The 16289-nt window shown below is 42.6% G+C and carries 15 protein-coding genes; 2 read left to right on the plus strand and 13 right to left on the minus strand.

From position 1 onward, the window contains the following. Nucleotides 1-45 precede the first annotated feature (45 nt). The 9 genes from dltD to NMM25_RS05630 form a co-directional block, all read right to left on the minus strand. A complete protein-coding gene (gene dltD, locus NMM25_RS05590; protein ID WP_254736203.1) occupies nt 46-1314 on the minus strand; it encodes a D-alanyl-lipoteichoic acid biosynthesis protein DltD in 1269 nt (422 codons plus the stop codon). Next, entirely contained in the window at nt 1307-1546 is a 240-nt protein-coding gene (gene dltC / locus NMM25_RS05595) for a D-alanine--poly(phosphoribitol) ligase subunit DltC (protein WP_000351972.1), read from the minus strand. Before dltC ends, dltD begins: the two co-directional genes overlap by 8 nt. A gap of 13 nt (nt 1547-1559) precedes the next feature. After that, a complete protein-coding gene (dltB, locus tag NMM25_RS05600) occupies nt 1560-2804 on the minus strand; it encodes a D-alanyl-lipoteichoic acid biosynthesis protein DltB (protein WP_254736204.1) in 1245 nt (414 codons plus the stop codon). Beyond that, nucleotides 2801-4351 (minus strand): D-alanine--poly(phosphoribitol) ligase subunit DltA, encoded by a 1551-nt coding sequence (gene dltA / locus NMM25_RS05605; RefSeq protein ID WP_254736205.1) that lies wholly within the window; start codon nt 4349-4351, stop codon nt 2801-2803. The genes dltB and dltA overlap by 4 nt, the downstream gene beginning before the upstream one ends. Before the next feature lie 20 nt (nt 4352-4371). Beyond that, on the minus strand, nt 4372-4503 hold the full coding sequence (locus tag NMM25_RS05610; RefSeq protein ID WP_008276434.1) for a teichoic acid D-Ala incorporation-associated protein DltX: 132 nt from the start codon (nt 4501-4503) through the stop codon (nt 4372-4374). Nucleotides 4504-4727: 224 nt separating this feature from the next. Then, nucleotides 4728-5432 (minus strand): MIP/aquaporin family protein, encoded by a 705-nt coding sequence (locus NMM25_RS05615; RefSeq protein WP_061428124.1) that lies wholly within the window; start codon nt 5430-5432, stop codon nt 4728-4730. A 67-nt stretch (nt 5433-5499) separates the two neighbouring features. Continuing rightward, nucleotides 5500-7326 (minus strand): type 1 glycerol-3-phosphate oxidase, encoded by a 1827-nt coding sequence (gene glpO, locus NMM25_RS05620; protein ID WP_254736206.1) that lies wholly within the window; start codon nt 7324-7326, stop codon nt 5500-5502. Between the two features lie 51 nt (nt 7327-7377). Next, the gene (gene glpK / locus NMM25_RS05625; RefSeq protein ID WP_076984232.1) at nt 7378-8886 is read right to left on the minus strand and encodes a glycerol kinase GlpK; all 1509 of its coding nucleotides are present in this window, start codon (nt 8884-8886) and stop codon (nt 7378-7380) included. A gap of 157 nt (nt 8887-9043) precedes the next feature. Further along, nucleotides 9044-10471, minus strand: coding sequence for a helix-turn-helix domain-containing protein (locus tag NMM25_RS05630; RefSeq protein ID WP_076984231.1), 1428 nt, complete (start codon nt 10469-10471; stop codon nt 9044-9046). Nucleotides 10472-10635: 164 nt separating this feature from the next. Here NMM25_RS05630 and hslO point away from each other — a divergent pair, with 164 nt between their 5' ends. After that, nucleotides 10636-11508, plus strand: a complete 873-nt coding sequence (gene hslO, locus NMM25_RS05635) for an Hsp33 family molecular chaperone HslO (RefSeq protein ID WP_254736207.1) — start codon at nt 10636-10638, stop codon at nt 11506-11508. After that, on the plus strand, nt 11495-12475 hold the full coding sequence (gene dusB / locus NMM25_RS05640) for a tRNA dihydrouridine synthase DusB (RefSeq protein ID WP_254736208.1): 981 nt from the start codon (nt 11495-11497) through the stop codon (nt 12473-12475). The genes hslO and dusB overlap by 14 nt, the downstream gene beginning before the upstream one ends. A gap of 64 nt (nt 12476-12539) precedes the next feature. Here dusB and NMM25_RS05645 read toward each other — a convergent pair whose 3' ends face one another. The 4 genes from NMM25_RS05645 to NMM25_RS05660 all read right to left on the minus strand — a co-directional run bounded on the left by NMM25_RS05645 (nt 12540) and on the right by NMM25_RS05660 (nt 16151). Then, the gene (locus tag NMM25_RS05645; protein WP_049518850.1) at nt 12540-13223 is read right to left on the minus strand and encodes a hypothetical protein; all 684 of its coding nucleotides are present in this window, start codon (nt 13221-13223) and stop codon (nt 12540-12542) included. A gap of 305 nt (nt 13224-13528) precedes the next feature. Next, entirely contained in the window at nt 13529-14302 is a 774-nt protein-coding gene (locus tag NMM25_RS05650; protein ID WP_254736209.1) for an NUDIX hydrolase, read from the minus strand. A gap of 1 nt (nt 14303) precedes the next feature. Next, entirely contained in the window at nt 14304-15083 is a 780-nt protein-coding gene (gene pnuC, locus NMM25_RS05655) for a nicotinamide riboside transporter PnuC (RefSeq protein WP_254736210.1), read from the minus strand. Nucleotides 15084-15092: 9 nt separating this feature from the next. Continuing rightward, nucleotides 15093-16151 carry an AAA family ATPase gene (locus NMM25_RS05660; protein ID WP_254736211.1) on the minus strand — a complete coding sequence of 353 codons (1059 nt, stop codon included), beginning with the start codon at nt 16149-16151 and terminating at the stop codon, nt 15093-15095. Nucleotides 16152-16289: the final 138 nt, after the last annotated feature.

Consider the following 16289-nt stretch of genomic DNA (forward strand, 5'->3'; position numbering starts at 1 on the left):
TTAAACAAAAAAGCTTGGGTTTAATTCCCAAACTTTTAGACCATTCTATTTGAAATCTTTGATGTTCCCATCATAGGTCGCCCAGTCCTTGCTAAAGAAGCGGTCATTCATCTTGTAGTCTGGAGCTGGTTTCGGATCCGTCAAGAAAGGATTGACAACCTTATCAAAAGCTAGCCAACCTAACCATCCTAGATGAATGGTATCCTTAACAAAATAAGGGTCCCCTCCATTTTTTGAAAAATCAGCAATATTGGTAAAACCCTGACTTTCTAATTGGTAACGAATTTTCTCCACTGCATGCTGGTACATCTCTTCACTGAGCCCTGTGTACTCCATCCACTTCTTGTTAACCGGCTGAATGACAAAGAGCACATTGACATTCGACTTAGCAAATTGATTGAGGACCAGCTGCAAATCATTGTATTCAGAGGACTTGAGGAAGTTGTAATTTTTTTGATATCCTTCCCATTTTTTTAAATCCTTTTGAATCTCTCTCGTATAGAAATGATTTTCCATCCCCATATCGTTATTGGTCGTATTTGCTTCTGCGTCCTTACGAACAATTTTTTCTAACTCATCATAAGAAAATTGATCCGGAAGATCTTTTAAATAGTTCTCCACGTGTTCCTTGTACTTGAGTTGTCCTCGAATGGAGAATTGTCCAAAGAGAGCGGATTGTTTTTCATTGAATCGCGCAAAAATATCAATAGCAACCTGATCAACATCTGATAATTCTTCACCCTTTGACAGTTTTTGAACAATGCTTTTTAATGCAACATTAGGATTCTGCTTTAACAATCGAATAGCCGCATGCTTTGCAGCAATGTCACCAGATTGATTTCCCAAAAAAGCTGTCAATTGGTCACTGTTAAAAAATCTCTGAAACGCTGCGGGTTCATAATCTGTCTCCGTAAACCACTGAGGCGAAATCACAAATACCGCCTGCTTATTCTCTATTTCTGGCAAAATTTGCTGTAGACCAAAATATTGATTGAGAGAGGCTGCTCCTGCTTGACCTAGAAAGTAAGGACGATAGGGACGATGGTATTTTTCCGCTAAAACAGCTGGATGGACACTATCAAATCGAATCCATTCACTAGACCCTAGAAAAGGAATAAAACGTATATTTGGATCCGTAAGAGCCCTTACCTTTTGGCTTCTCTCTTTAAAACTCTCTGCACTAACAGAAGCCGCCGAGTATTTTTCCTCCGTCAGATTATGGCTTGTTGTACCTGGATAAAAAAAGATGAGTAGAAGAACCAAAAATCCAGCAATGAAGATAGGCCCGAAGATCAGCCACAAGCGTTTAAGCATTCTTCAACTCCGTAATACCTTCTACGATTTTATTAGCCGTATTCCAGTCATCACGACCGAACTCTGTCACTGGAACACGAATGTCAAAACGGTTTTCAATCTCAACAATCAATTCAACCGTTCCCATGCTATCCAAGACACCGGCATCAAAAAGATCCTCATCCATCATGTCAGAAACATCTTCCATAAACAACTCATCAATAATTTCAATAACTTCTGATTTGATATCCATTTTTCATATCCTTTTATTTTTTAAACCATAAATCATTCAAAAATCCAGAAAAGATTAAGAATGAAACCATTACGACATGGAAGGTGACAACCATGCCAAGCAACTGAATCCAGCGATTCTCAGGTAAGGAACCCTTTCCAGCTTTTTTCCGTTCTTTATTGAGTGCTTTTTTCTTACGAACCCAAGCATCATTGATGACCAGCCCAATCCCATGAAAAAGTCCATAGGCGATATAGTACCAGGTCACACCATGCCAAAATCCCATAATCAGCATATTGAGAATATAGGCTACACTTGAGGTCACATTGCGATTTTTAAAGACCTTCTTTCTGGTCAACACCATGACCATCCGCATAAAGACAAAGTCACGGAACCAGAAAGACAGACTCATGTGCCAGCGATTCCAAAACTCTTTTAAATCCCTTGACAAAAAGGGCTTGTTAAAGTTGACAGGACTATGAATACCCATCAAGTTTGAAATAGCTAAGGCAAACATAGAGTAGCCCGCAAAGTCAAAGAAGAGCTCCAGACCAAAGGTGTACATGACCGCTAAAGCGTAGAGGTTAAAGAAACCACCTGTCTGCAAGGCCAAATTTTTCAACGGAGGCAATAATGTCTCTCCTAAAATGTGAGCCAAGATAAACTTGTAGAGGAAGCCAAGCATGATATATTTGACAGCCTCTTCTAGCATATCCATCAGCTCATCCCGCTCAGGAATGGTCTCGTAATTTTCATTGAAGCGTTTAAAACGATCAATAGGACCACTTGAGAAAGTCGGCATAAAGAGAAGAAAACGTAAGAATTGCCAGAGCGTTAAATCCTTGATGACACCGTCTCTCAACTCAACGATAACCCCAACTGCACGAAAGGTCAAGTAAGAAATCCCTAGAAAGCCAAACAAAGATTGAGGTCCATGAATAGCAGGAGATACTTTCACAAAGACGATTGGCAATAGGGATAGAAAGCTAACCAGGTAAAATATCCATTTATTATCCCGTTGTTTCCTGTACCTTTTGTAGAAAGATACAAGCAGCACTTGCCAGATAACATAAAGGATCAAAGCGCTTATTTGATTCGTCTTTCCACCGACCAACATGGTGACGATAAAGAAGAGACTAACAAGCACCTCATACAAGGCAAAGCGTTTCTTGAAAAAAAGACCGATAAAGATAGGTAAAGTCGCAGCAATTACGTATAAAAAGTACTGAAGGTCACCATAAGGTTCCAAATGAGGTAGCTGTTTATAAAGCTCCATCATCTACTGTTTACCTCGTTAATCAAGCCCTTGATATCAATTTTACCATTAGGCGTTAGCGGTAAACTGTCTCGATAGAGAAACTTAGACGGCATCATATAAGACATCATGATATCTGCCAAGTCTTCCTTGATAGCCTTGGTAATATTGATATCACGTTCAAACTGCTGACGGACACCGTCTTTTAGGATGACATAGGCCAGTAGATTTTGTACCTTGTGGTCCTTGTTATAACGTGGGACAGCAACAGCCGACTCGATAAAGCGAGACTTGTTGAGGTTTTGAGAAACATCTTCAAGCTCAATACGATAACCATTAAACTTAATCTGGAAATCCATGCGTCCACCATAGAGAAGCAAGCCCTCATCTGTCATAGTTCCTACATCCCCTGTGTGGTAGGCTGGAAGACCTTCGAACTCAAAGAAAGCTTCTGCCGTTTTTTCAGGATTATTCATATAGCCTTTTGAAACAGCTGCCCCAGAAACGATGATTTCTCCCTGCTCACCATTTGGAACTGTCTGACCTTCCTCATCAATGATAAAGGTCGGAGAATCAGCCTTGGTATAGCCGATTGGCAGGCGTTTGAGAGTCTTCAACATCTCGTCTGTCACGGCAACAGCTGACAGGGCTACTGTCGCTTCTGTTGGACCGTAGGCATTGATAATACGAGCATTTGGGAAACGCTCACGCAGTTTTTGAGCTGTTTTGACCGTCAATTCTTCACCATCAAAGTAGAAATGCGTGATTCCTGGCATTTTCTCACTATTAAAGTCTTCTGACAACATGACCATATCTGCAAAGGACGGTGTTGATGTCCAGATAGCAATTGGCAAGGAAAAAATTGTCGCAAAGAGTTTTTTGAAGTCCTGAGTAATGGCTGAAGGAAGAGCGAAAAGCGTGCCACCCAGTGCCAAGGTTGGCGCCCAATACATGACAGATAGGTCAAAAGAATAAGGGGGCTGAGCCAGCATTTGCGGACGACTTGGCGTCGCAAATTCCTTATCTGTAATCATCCAATTGGTAAAGCTGAGGAGATTATCATGGGAAATCTGCACTCCCTTAGGCTTACCAGTCGTACCAGAAGTAAAGATGATATAGTAGTTGTCATCTCCCTTGACTGGATGGGTCATCTCGTAGCTGGAAGCTTGAGCAAAAGCTTCATGGACTTGCTCCAAATTCAGCATCGGTGTGCTAGTTTGCTCTAATGGAAAATCTGAGATAGCAATAATCAAGCTTGGCTCTGCAACTTCTACGATAGTAGAAACTCGTTCCAAGGCCGAATGGCTATCAATTGGAATGTAGGTATGACCTGACTTAGTTAGCGCTACAAAGGTAGCCAACATCTCATATTCCTGACCACCAAAAACGACGACTGGAGATTTCTCAGGCAAGCCTAGTTGGTCGATAGCTGCAGCCAAACTATCCGAATCAGCCTTCAGTTCACCATAAGTATGTTCTTGACCTAAAACATTGTAGACAGGATATGTTGGTTGCGTTTGAGCAAAGTGCTCAATCGTTTCAATCATATCTTTTATCGGTTTATTAGACACTGTTCCTCTTCTCCTTTAAACTAGAACTCATTATAAATAAAGGTGCCTTGGCTCTGACCAAGGTAACTAAAAAAATAAAGCAAACCAAGTAAGATTACAAAATATAGAGCCGTCCGGCCTAAGAATACATGTAAATTTCGTTGTTTTTTCATAAGCTATCCATTAATATATTGTTTCTATTAACTATCAGTACGTATTGTTAGTATCTTATCTTCCTAACATTTTACCACTTTATCAACCTTTTTTTCAACTGTTTACCATAACTTAAAAATTGGTTTTAGCTTATTTTAAGATAAGTTAAAATATTAATGTTTTGGCCATCAAAAAAGAGCCTGAGATTTCCATCTCAAACTCTGTTACCAATCACTCTTTTATCTTAGAAAAGTGAAAATACGAGAACTGCTAGGGCCGCTCCGAGGATAGGTCCTACAACAGGAATCCAAGCATAAGACCAGTCTCCATCTCCCTTGTTTGGAATTGGCAAGATGCTGTGCATGATACGAGGTCCAAGGTCACGAGCTGGGTTCAAGGCATAACCCGTTGTCCCACCTAGTGAAAGACCGATACCAACAATCAAGGTCCCCACTGCAAAGGTCCCTAATCCTGCCTGAAGGTCATAGAGCCCCAAGGCAAAGATTGTCAAGAGCAAAACAAAGGTTCCAAGGATTTCGCTAACCAAGTTGGATACTGTGTTCTTGATTGCTGGTCCAGTACTAAAGGTCGCTAGGATATTGCCTGCATTTTCTTCTGCCTCATAATGCGGTTTGAATTGCAACCAAACCAAAATCTGAGCCACCATCGCTCCTGCGAATTGGGCTAGGATATAAGGGAAAACAGAACCCCAAGAGAGCGTTCCTTTTAAGGCCATCGCAAACGTCACAGCTGGATTTAGGTGGGCTGGGCTGAGCGTGCCAGATACAAAGGCTGCAACGGCTACAGCAATTCCCCATCCCATAGTAATCACAATCCATCCTGAATTGTTGCTCTTAGTTTTGGGAAGAACCACACCTGCAACAACACCATTTCCTAGGAGGATGAGGATTAAGGTCCCCAAAAATTCTCCAAATAATTCTTTCATCATATCTTTGTCTCCATTTAAAAGAAGGGGCGGGCGACTAGGAATGCTGCCCTCCACCTCTTTTCCTTTTTTAATTTTTTAGTTCTGCCAAATCGTTTTGAGCAAGAGCTGCTTCGACATCCGCACGGTAGGCTGCTTTTTCTTCTTCGGTCCAATCATAGAATCGTCCCATTTCATCCAGAACTGGCTCAACGATGCTATCTAAACTATCACGCATGAAGAGCATGTGGTTGGTACGACGAAGGAGGAAGTCAACTGGGCTCAGAGCCAACTCATTGCGCATTGCATAGTGAAGTGACAAAGTGTCTGCCAAGCTGAGTCCTGGCGCTTGCTCCAAGCTGTGAGCAAGGGCAAAGACCTTCGGTGCATTTGAACCGTATAGATTTGCGAGATAGTGAGCTTCCTTGCTATCCAAACCACGTGAAACTCCAAGTTGCGCAAAGGCTTCAATTTCTGAATCCACATTTGCTGGGTTCAATTCTCCACCTGAAACAGGGTAAGTCTTAGAGTTGATCAGTTTAAAGCTGCGGTCAAATTCTGCTTTGAGGATTTCAACCACACGCTCCATAGCCCCTTCTGCCATCTTACGGTAATCTGTAATTTTACCACCAGCAAGGGTCAAAAGACCATTATCATCACGATCCAAGCTCGAACCACGAGAAACTGCAGATGGATCCAAATGTTTCTCAGATGTGCTGCTTTCAAGCTTGCTGACAGCAGATTCAACATCTTCACGCGTTTTTTCTTTCGAGAGATAAGCTTCGACAGTCGCAATCAAGTTGTTAAAGCTTTCATCACTGATGGTTCCGTTATTTCCTCCATTGTAGTCAGAAGCGCTATTGCCTGCGATCAATGGACGAAGACCAGCCCAGCTACTTTCGATATCATCAATAGTAATGTTTGCTTCTGGGAAGCGGTTGTTGACAATACCAAGTAGATAATCTACATCTTCCTGCGTCACTTTTGGATGTTCCAAATCGCCTGTGTAGTCTGTATCCGTTGTACCAAAGTAAGTCTTGTTTTCACGTGGGAGAACAAAGACCATACGCCCGTCTCCCAAACCTGTATCAAAGTAAACTGGCTGTGAAACCTTGATCTTGCTTGAATCCACTACCAAGTGCACTCCCTTAGTTGGACGCATTTGTGAGAATTGGGTTCCCTTATTGGACAAATTACGCACCTTGTCGCTCCAAGGACCTGTTGTGTTAATCACCAGACGAGCCTTAATTTCAAAGACTTGGTCTGTCAACAAATCACGAGCTACAACACCTGTAATCTTGCCACTTTCGTCAAAGAGGAAGCCTTCTGCCTTAACGTGGTTGGCAATGAGGGCACCGTCTTGGTTAGCACGTTTGATATTTTCAATCACGAGACGCGCATCGTTATTACGGAAGTCAAGGTAAACCCCACCTCCTACCAAGCCTTCTTTCTTCAAGTTTGGCTGGCGTTCCAAGACTTGATCCTTGCTCAAGACCTTGTTAGCAGCTGGCGTATTGTTAACACCTGCCAATAGGTCGTACAAGTCCATGGCTACTTTGAGACGGAAGAGGCTAAAGGTCGCTCCATCCTCATCGTAAACTGGCAAGAGCATTGGATCTGGTTTTGGAATGTGTGGAGCGATTTGTTGAACCACCGCGCGCTCAGAAACTGTATCTGAGACCACCTCCACGTCAAATTGTTTGAGGTAACGCAGACCTCCGTGGACCAATTTTGTTGAACGGCTTGATGTTCCTTCTGCGAAATCCTGCATTTCAATCAAACCAGTGTCAAGACCACTAGCTGCCGCCTGCAAGGCTACACCAGCTCCTGTAATCCCTCCACCAATAATCAAGAGATCCAGGGTGCGTTCCTGCATTTTTTGAATTGATAATTCACGTGTTTTCTTTGAAAATTCCATATTTACACACTTTCTAACTGAGTCGATTTATTCTCCCAGTATTAGTTGTTATTAGTCATCGATTTCCGCAAAGACTTGCGTTGCTTTCACAGCCTTCTTCCAGCCCTTGTAGAGTTGTTCCTTGCGAGATTCGTTCATCGATGGCTCAAAGAGTTCTCCAGTCTCATTCAAGAGCTTCAACTCATCCAAGTCCTTCCAGTAGCCTACTGACAAACCTGCTAGGAAGGCTGCTCCTAGAGCAGTTGTTTCCAAGTTTTTGGCGCGTGCGATGTCGATTCCCAAGATGTCAGCCTGGAACTGCATCAGGAAGTTGTTCATAGCTGCACCGCCATCTACCTTCAAGACTTGGATAGCTGTCTGAGCATCTACTTGCATGGTGTCGATGATGTCACGTACTTGATAAGCGATAGATTGCAAGGTTGCCTTGATAAAGTCTTCTTTGCTTGTTCCACGAGTTAAGCCAAAGACCGAACCACGAGCATTTTGGTTCCAATATGGAGCACCTAGACCTGTAAAGGCAGGTACTACATAAACTTCGTCATTGTTGTGAGAATTGAGAGCATATTTTTCAGACTCTGGTGAATTTTCAACCATGCGAAGTCCATCACGAAGCCACTGAATGGCACTTCCTGCGATGAAGATAGAACCTTCCAAGGCATAGTAAACCTTGCCGTTGATTCCATAACCAATCGTTGTCAAAAGGTTGTTTTCAGACAACTGCATCTCTTCACCAGTGTTCATAATGATGAAAGAACCTGTTCCATAAGTATTCTTGACCATACCTGGTTCAAAGGCCAACTGACCGAAGAGGGCTGCCTGTTGGTCCCCAGCCATACCTGAAATTGGTACTTCTCCACCGTAGAAATGGAATGGAGCAGTCTTGCCGTAGATTTCAGAGTTAGAACGAACTTCTGGAAGCATAGCCTTCGGAATGTTGAGGATTTCTAAAATCTCATCATCCCATTTGAGTTCTTTAATGTTATAGAGCATGGTACGAGCCGCATTTGAGTAGTCCGTCACATGAGCCGCACCGTCAGTCAATTTCCAAACCAACCAAGTATCAATGGTACCAAAGAGCAATTCTCCTTTTTCAGCTCGCTCTTGAGCACCTTCTACATGGTCCAGAATCCAGCGAACCTTAGTCGCTGAGAAGTAAGCATCGATGATCAAACCAGTCTTTTCATGGAATTTTTCCACATAACCTTGGCTTTTTAGTTGTTCAGCTAAAGGTGCTGTCTGGCGTGATTGCCAAACGATAGCATTGTAGATAGGGAGCCCTGTTTTCTTATCCCAGACGACAGTTGTTTCACGCTGGTTGGTAATCCCGATGGCTTCGATTTGACTTGGTTTCACACCACTTTCGATGAAAGCACCCGCGATAACTGACTGAACAGAGTTCCAAATTTCATTGGCATTGTGCTCAACCCAACCTGCTTGAGGGAAAATCTGAGTAAACTCTTTTTGACTAGAGCTGACCTTTTCTCCTTTTTTGTTAAAAATGATGGCACGAGAACTGGTCGTTCCTTGGTCAATAGCCATGATGTATTTTTCTTGTGACATGTGCTGTCCTCCTGATAAAATCTTGAGGGGGTTCCCTCTTTACAGTAACTAGTATACAAAATAAAGCGCTTTCTTGTTCCTCAATTTTTTTTAAATTTTAAAAAAATGTGAGGAGATTGTGCGAATTTCACAAAAAAGACCTGAAAATTCAGGCCTTTTAGGCAAAGAGCATCTGACGAATCTTCGCCAAATCTTCCATATCCAAATCATTTTTTAAATAATAGATCGGAGTCTGTTCTTTCTTATAAATAGGGTTGTTGGTAATCAACAAATCATAATGTCGACTGGGATCATAGGCTTCAATAGTAATAAAACGATTGTATTCCAAATACCGTTTCAAAATGGCAGCCATCCTAGAAAAGACAAGGAAACCAGATGTCAAATCCAGACCAATCCTCATATGTTGACCACCATTTTCAGCCATATATTCTATCAACTGGAGCCATTCCCAGAGAATTTTCTTATCCAAATCCGTCCCCTGCTGAAAGGCAGGTATAGCATGAAAAATTCTCTCTGCAGTCCCTCTAAAATCATGTTCCATCAGCAAATAGGGATGACGATTCTCTGTCTGGTATCTGTACTGATCTTGCAAGATATAGCCCTTGTAGAGATAAACTTGACCACAAAGCTGACTGAGTTCATAGGTGACATGGTCCTCTGTGTAGTCCCCCAGTAGCTCCTCTTTCTTCATCTCTTGAATCAATTGCGTAAGCAAATCGGCTAATTGCCCTCCAAAACCAAGAATATACTCCATAGTATGAAGAGGAAGAATACGATGGGAAAGGAGAAATGAAAAGAATACCATCATCTCACCATCCTCAGTTCCTAGAGGGATATGTTGCCCAGCAAAAAAGGACGGAGCCTTTCGAAGCAAACGAAGGTAGAAAATATTGTCAAAATACCCCCGCATTTTTTCTTCTATGACTTGAAACTGACAGGCATTGACCCGAAGACGCTGTTGACTGATGTGAGCCCAGAGAACCAAGTCCAATTTCTGACCTGAAGACAAGCTAGCACCGCAGATTTCTTCTAGGGTAGCAATCTCTTGTTTTCTCTCAGCTTTCTGCATGTGACCTTCCCACTCCTGACTGGACCAAATCTTGCGAAAAAGGCAGAAATAGAAATAGCGAATCTGATGCTCTGGACCTCGCCAACGGCCATTTTGGATGGATAAGTCAAACTCTGACAAAATCTGATTTAGACTAGCTAAGTGGCGACCAAGCGTGGCCTCGCTAATCATCAATTCTTGAGCCAGTTGATGGGCTAGGAACTGTTGGTGATAGAGAAGGTAAACCAAAATTTGGTACTTAATGGCATTGTCTAAAAACAAGCTCCGAATCTCTCTTCCCTTGGTATCTGCACTAATCGACAAACGCAGATTTTCATCTTCCAAGTGAATGGTCAGCTCTAGCCCTCTTTCCAAGGCATTTTCGTTAATCAGAGAAATGTACTTGGTTAAGGTCGCCTTTGAAAAACCTGTTTCTTCCATGGCTTTCTTGACTGTTGTCTGCGAATCTTGTAATAGAAAGGAAAGGACTAAAAATTGACCAGATTCTGCTTTTTCCATCAAATCGCCTAAATACATTTGTTACCCCTTTCATTCTCTCCTACAAGCATAGCATAAATCTTTCAAATGCTGAAATAATCTGTTTCTCATTTTATTTTAAGGTTGATTTCCTCGTCATTATTCCACAGAAACAGCAAACACACAACTCCCCCTTTGGGCATTTTTATGCTAAAATAGTAGCTATGGATAAAATTATTAAAACTATATCAGAAAGCGGAGCCTTTCGTGCTTTTGTCCTTGATAGCACTAAAACCGTCCGCACTGCTCAAGAAAAACATCAAACCCAAGCCAGTTCAACCGTCGCACTTGGTCGCACCCTTATCGCTAGCCAAATTCTCGCAGCTAATGAAAAAGGAAATACCAAACTAACGGTTAAAGTTCTTGGAACAAGCTCTCTCGGTGCCATCATCACGGTCGCAGATACCAAGGGCAACGTCAAAGGCTACGTTCAAAATCCAGGTGTTGACATCAAAAAGACTGCAACGGGTGAAGTCCTTGTTGGACCTTTTGTTGGAAACGGTCAATTCCTCGTTATCACAGACTATGGTACTGGAAATCCCTACAACTCCATGACTCCCCTCATCTCTGGGGAAATCGGTGAAGACTTAGCCTACTACCTGACTGAAAGTCAACAAACCCCTTCAGCAGTCGGGCTCAATGTTCTTTTGGATGAGGAAGACAAGGTCAAAGTTGCCGGAGGTTTTCTTCTCCAAGTATTACCAGGAGCCAAAGACGAAGAGATTGCCCGCTTTGAGAAACGCATCCAAGAAATGCCAGCCATCTCAACCCTTCTAGAAAGCGATGACCATATCGAAGCCCTCCTCAAGGCTATCTATGGTGACGAATCCTACAAACGTCTATCTGAAGAAGAAATTCGTTTCCAATGTGACTGCAGCAAAGACCGTTTTATGAACGCTCTTGCCAGCCTTCCAAATTCAGACCTTGAAGAAATGAAAGAGGAAGACCACGGGGCAGAAATCACTTGTCAATTCTGCCAAACAACTTATAACTTTGATGAAAACGACCTGGAGGAACTCATTCGTGACAAATCTTAATACACCTTTTATGATTGGCAATGTTGAGATTCCCAATCGTACCGTTTTAGCACCCATGGCTGGTGTCACCAACTCAGCCTTTCGTACCATCGCAAAAGAGCTCGGAGCTGGACTTGTTGTCATGGAAATGGTCTCTGACAAAGGAATCCAATACAACAACGAAAAAACTCTACACATGCTTCACATCGATGAAGGCGAAAACCCCGTTTCTATCCAACTCTTTGGTAGCGACGAAGACAGCCTCGCACGCGCTGCAGAATTTATCCAAGAAAACACCAAGACTGATATCGTCGATATCAACATGGGCTGCCCAGTTAACAAAATCGTGAAAAACGAAGCTGGCGCTATGTGGCTCAAGGATCCAGACAAGATCTACTCTATTATCAACAAGGTCCAATCTGTCCTTGATATCCCCCTCACTGTCAAAATGCGCACTGGCTGGTCTGATCCATCCCTAGCCGTGGAAAATGCCCTCGCTGCTGAGGCTGCAGGTGTCTCTGCCCTCGCTATGCACGGCCGTACCCGTGAACAAATGTACACAGGTCACGCAGACCTTGAGACTCTTCACAAGGTTGCTCAAGCTTTGACCAAGATTCCATTTATCGCAAATGGTGATATCCGTACGGTCCAAGAAGCCAAACAGCGTATCGAAGAAGTCGGGGCTGACGCTGTCATGATTGGTCGCGTAGCCATGGGAAATCCTTACCTCTTTAACCAAATCAATCACTACTTTGAAACTGGAGAAATACTCCCTGATTTGACTTTTGAAGACAAGATGAAAATTGCCTACGAACATTTGAAACGCTTGATTAACCTCAAAGGAGAAAACGTAGCCGTTCGTGAATTCCGCGGTCTCGCTCCTCACTACCTCCGGGGAACATCTGGCGCTGCCAAACTTCGTGGAGCCATTTCACAAGCTAACACCCTAGCAGAGATTGAAGCCCTCTTGCAATTAAACAAAGCATAATAGAAAAAACCGTAACTCGCTTGGAGTTTACGGTTTTTTAGATTCTAGGAAAACCTAAATATTATTATTGAATCAAGGCAACGCTTGAAACTTTACCATCCGCACCTGTTGTAATTTGGATGATTTTTCCTCCACCGATTTTGGCATTATACTTGCCATCATCAAGAGTGTAAGAGTAGCCCCTAATAGAATAGTTTTCTTTCTTTCCATCTGCAGTTTCTACTGTAAATTGGCCTCCTGATGAAACTGTAATAGTTTCGCCATTCGCTCCCTTCCAGTTGCCTGCTGCTGCTGAGAAATCACCATCGACCATGGTTAAAACACCCTTATAGCGTTTGTTGTGTTCAGCTTGCTTGTCTTGAAGTTTGCGGTCAGTTGTTGGATCATAGCCTGACTGGTTAGACTGGGCTTGAGAGCCTTGCTGAGTTGATGGAGCCTGAGAAGGGGCTTGTTGACTAGGAGCTGCTTGTTCCTGTCTTGATTCAGGTGCTGGTTTCGCTTGTGACTGATCTGGCGTTGTAGAAGACTGACCAGAAGATGCCTGAGCCTTTTCTGATGAAGCTGAGCTTGAAGATTTTTGAGTCTTGCTTTCTTTGCTAGAAGAAGCTGCTTTAGAACTTGATGATTGACTTGTTTTTGCAGAGCTGCTGCTTTGAGTGGTTTCGTTTTTATTTCCACAAGCTCCCAGTAGCAAGGTAGAAGCCAATACAGTCGCTGCCATCAATTTGATATAGGTTTTCTTTTTCATTTTTCTACTCCTTTGTAACATCTTTGAAATGTTAAGAAATCTTTTTGTAATATAATTGTAACATTAGGCTTTGAATCTGTCAACTATTTAGAGAAACTATTTTAAAAAAATTTCTCTCTACTATTTCTATTCGTAATTGAAACGAAAAAATAGAAAATTTCTTAGATTAGAGTCCTATTTTTTGTATCGCTTTTGTGTAATCGCTTGCATCTTTTTAGATAAAGGGCTTCAATACTATTGAAATCGGATAAAAACATCTAATAATTGCAAATAAAAAGGTCGGGAAAAGTTCCCGGCCTCGTTTTTTATTTCAATCGATAGGTTTTTCTTGGTTTCTTTTTGGGTACTCGTTTGAGTCCGACTTCTTCTACATATTCTCCGTATTTTACGAGAAAGTTATTGCTGACGATTGGGCGACCGGGGTTGATAAGATTGACCAGTTCAGTCCCTTCGTAGACAGTAAACTCCTCCTCCAACAGATAAAGGAAGGTCGGATTCCAGTCGAGACGGCCTTGAATTCGTTTGATGGATTCTTGGATAATAGCATAATGGTCAAAGGCGAAGGCTTGCTCCTCCAGCTCGACTCCATCTAGGTAGCATTTGCCTGTCTGAAAATCGACATCTACGAAAACGACATCCTTGGCATCATCACCTGCCTGAACGAGGTCTAATGCACGACTAGGTAGGTACACTAAGTGGGCAATGGTCACTGTCCACCCCCGTGGATCACGCTCGGGAGTCGATACGGTCATTAATTGCTCGATTTTCTCCAAAGGTAGATCGAGATTGACTTCTTCTCTCACCTCGCGCTGACAGGCATGTGCAGCATCTTCTCCCTTGTCCATAAAGCCTCCAACCAAGGCTAAACAGTTTTGATAAGGGTGAGCCTTGCGACGGATTAGCAAGAGTTTGATTTTCCCTTCGACAAAGCAGTAGGCCACCATATCCACCGTCACACTTGGTTTTTCATATTGAGGGAGTTCCTGCTTGTAGTACCAGTCTAAAAACTCCTCCTGACTAGCATGGATTTCATAATATTCTTTTTCCGTCATCCCGGCTGGAATCATCGTATCTGCCATCTTATGCCTCCTTTCGAACTGCCTTAGTCCATTGGTACCATCCCACTAGACTGTTGAGTGTGTAAACCCAGTACATCCCTTGGATGTGGATATTTTCACCCCACCAGAGGTAGATACTAAAGAGATTGGTTGCAATCCAGAAAATCCATTGCTCGCGGTAAAGACGTGTCATCAAGAGCTGACCAACACCATTGGTCGCATCGGTAACACTATCACGGAAAGGGCGAGCACTATTGATACTTTGGTAAGCCAAGCCCATACCAATCCAGATAATGGCGGTCAAGGCTAAGTACTTGAGCCAGTCAAGAACAGATAATTTCTTAGCTTCAAAGTGGGATTCTTCTGGTTTTTCCTGTTCATTGATACGATTGGACAACCAAGCATAGAGACCAATCGGCTGCATGACAAAGAAGTAAACGGTCGTCAAAACTTCTCCATAAAAAGTCGCGTTCATGGCCAAGATCAAGTAGATAGCCGAGTTAATGGCCCCAAAGAGATAATTGCTTGCACGCCCTTCTGCTACCAAGATAACACAGACAATCCCAGTCCAGGATGCAAACAAGCTCAACCAGTCATGACTTTCCGTATTTTGAGTGAATTCCAAGATTAAAGGAACACTCGACAAGGCGATGAGATACAACCACTGGAAAAGGCTACGGCCGACAAAGAGATCTTTCCATAGCAAGCGCATGATTCCTGCAAAACCAATCTTACGGGCTTCAGAATGGACATTGTTAAAGTTTTCGATAAATTGTGTGATTTTTTTAGTTACGGTTTTCATAATTTTCTCCTAATCTGCTTGGTAAATGGTATCGATAGCCACTTTGGCTGCTTCATAATTTCCTAGATAATCCTCAGCTAGATAAACTAACGGAATATTAGTTAAATATCGCTCTCTCATCTGGTCCAAATGCTGGGAAAAACTGTAGCGAATGTGGTCTTCTGCCATGGTCATATCTCTAAATCCGTCATTGACATAGGAGCCAACAGGCTGCACAAAGAGAATCAAATCCCATTTTTCCTTGGCCAAGATAGAGGCAAAGAGATTGTCAAAGGTTTCTCCTGATAAGTCCTCTTGGTCCTCAGTCTCCATGTAATAGTCATAGTAGCCCTTGGTTACCAAGGAGTTGGTATCGGCTATCACAAGGCCTCGATTGGCATTACTATCGATTAACTTAGAGGTCTGGTCATACTGTCCCAACAGGAGATAATAGTAATCCTTTGGAGTCAATTCATCGTCGCGGACATTGTTTTTGATCTGGTACTCCCGCGCGTATTCCAGACTAACGGGCGCATCGTAATATCTTGCCAAATCCTTGGCCAGAGTGGTCTTCCCATTACTAGCACTTCCCATGATCAAGACTTTCTTGGTAAACTGACGACGGAAGGGTTGAGCGATGTATTTCCAATATTTGCTTGGATTTTCTCGAATCATAGTCGCTGAGATACCAAACTTTCTTTCTTGCAAGACGGTGCCAAATCCACGTTTAGCTAGTTCTTGCTGGTATTCTTCTTCTCCCACAAAGAAGATCAGTTCTTGCTGGGTTTCATCATAGGAAATCTCCGCTAACATCTGGTCCAACCACTCCTGCCAGCCCATAGGGTAACGGGGAAGGTTGGTCTCATCCAGCTTGCAGACAGAGGTCAATTCGTCATCACGAAAAGCCTCTCGGATATAGCGAAATCGTTTTTGAAGACTTAAACCTACCTGCTCCCCTCGGTCTCCCTCGTAGCCTGACACGACTACCCAGACCTGGTCACACTGACGCTTCGCTCGCTGGATCAGATCGATATGACCCTGATGAAGAGGGGCAAAGGTCCCAAATACCACTGCTGTTTTCTTTTTCATAAACGTTTTACCTTTTTATAATTTTTGATATTTTTATTTTCTATGTTTTTATTATATACTATATTTTTGTTTTGTCAATAGTTTTTTATCGTTTTTTATAAAAAAGTAGCAAAAAAGAATCAGGATTGCTCCTGACTC

It is taken from the genome of Streptococcus sp. CF10-1, assembly GCF_024295825.1.
GTDB lineage: Bacteria > Bacillota > Bacilli > Lactobacillales > Streptococcaceae > Streptococcus.

Excerpts from the sequence above, each read along its gene's own strand:
- dltD (WP_254736203.1), bottom strand. The coding sequence starts at position 1,314 with ATGCTTAAACGCTTGTGGCTGATCTTCGGGCCTATCTTCATTGCTGGA.
- dltC (WP_000351972.1), bottom strand. The coding sequence starts at position 1,546 with ATGGATATCAAATCAGAAGTTATTGAAATTATTGATGAGTTGTTTATG.
- dltB (WP_254736204.1), bottom strand. The coding sequence starts at position 2,804 with ATGATGGAGCTTTATAAACAGCTACCTCATTTGGAACCTTATGGTGAC.
- NMM25_RS05610 (WP_008276434.1), bottom strand. The coding sequence starts at position 4,503 with ATGAAAAAACAACGAAATTTACATGTATTCTTAGGCCGGACGGCTCTA.
- NMM25_RS05615 (WP_061428124.1), bottom strand. The coding sequence starts at position 5,432 with ATGATGAAAGAATTATTTGGAGAATTTTTGGGGACCTTAATCCTCATC.
- glpO (WP_254736206.1), bottom strand. The coding sequence starts at position 7,326 with ATGGAATTTTCAAAGAAAACACGTGAATTATCAATTCAAAAAATGCAG.
- glpK (WP_076984232.1), bottom strand. The coding sequence starts at position 8,886 with ATGTCACAAGAAAAATACATCATGGCTATTGACCAAGGAACGACCAGT.
- NMM25_RS05630 (WP_076984231.1), bottom strand. The coding sequence starts at position 10,471 with ATGTATTTAGGCGATTTGATGGAAAAAGCAGAATCTGGTCAATTTTTA.
- hslO (WP_254736207.1), top strand. The coding sequence starts at position 10,636 with ATGGATAAAATTATTAAAACTATATCAGAAAGCGGAGCCTTTCGTGCT.
- NMM25_RS05645 (WP_049518850.1), bottom strand. The coding sequence starts at position 13,223 with ATGAAAAAGAAAACCTATATCAAATTGATGGCAGCGACTGTATTGGCT.
- NMM25_RS05650 (WP_254736209.1), bottom strand. The coding sequence starts at position 14,302 with ATGGCAGATACGATGATTCCAGCCGGGATGACGGAAAAAGAATATTAT.
- pnuC (WP_254736210.1), bottom strand. The coding sequence starts at position 15,083 with ATGAAAACCGTAACTAAAAAAATCACACAATTTATCGAAAACTTTAAC.
- NMM25_RS05660 (WP_254736211.1), bottom strand. The coding sequence starts at position 16,151 with ATGAAAAAGAAAACAGCAGTGGTATTTGGGACCTTTGCCCCTCTTCAT.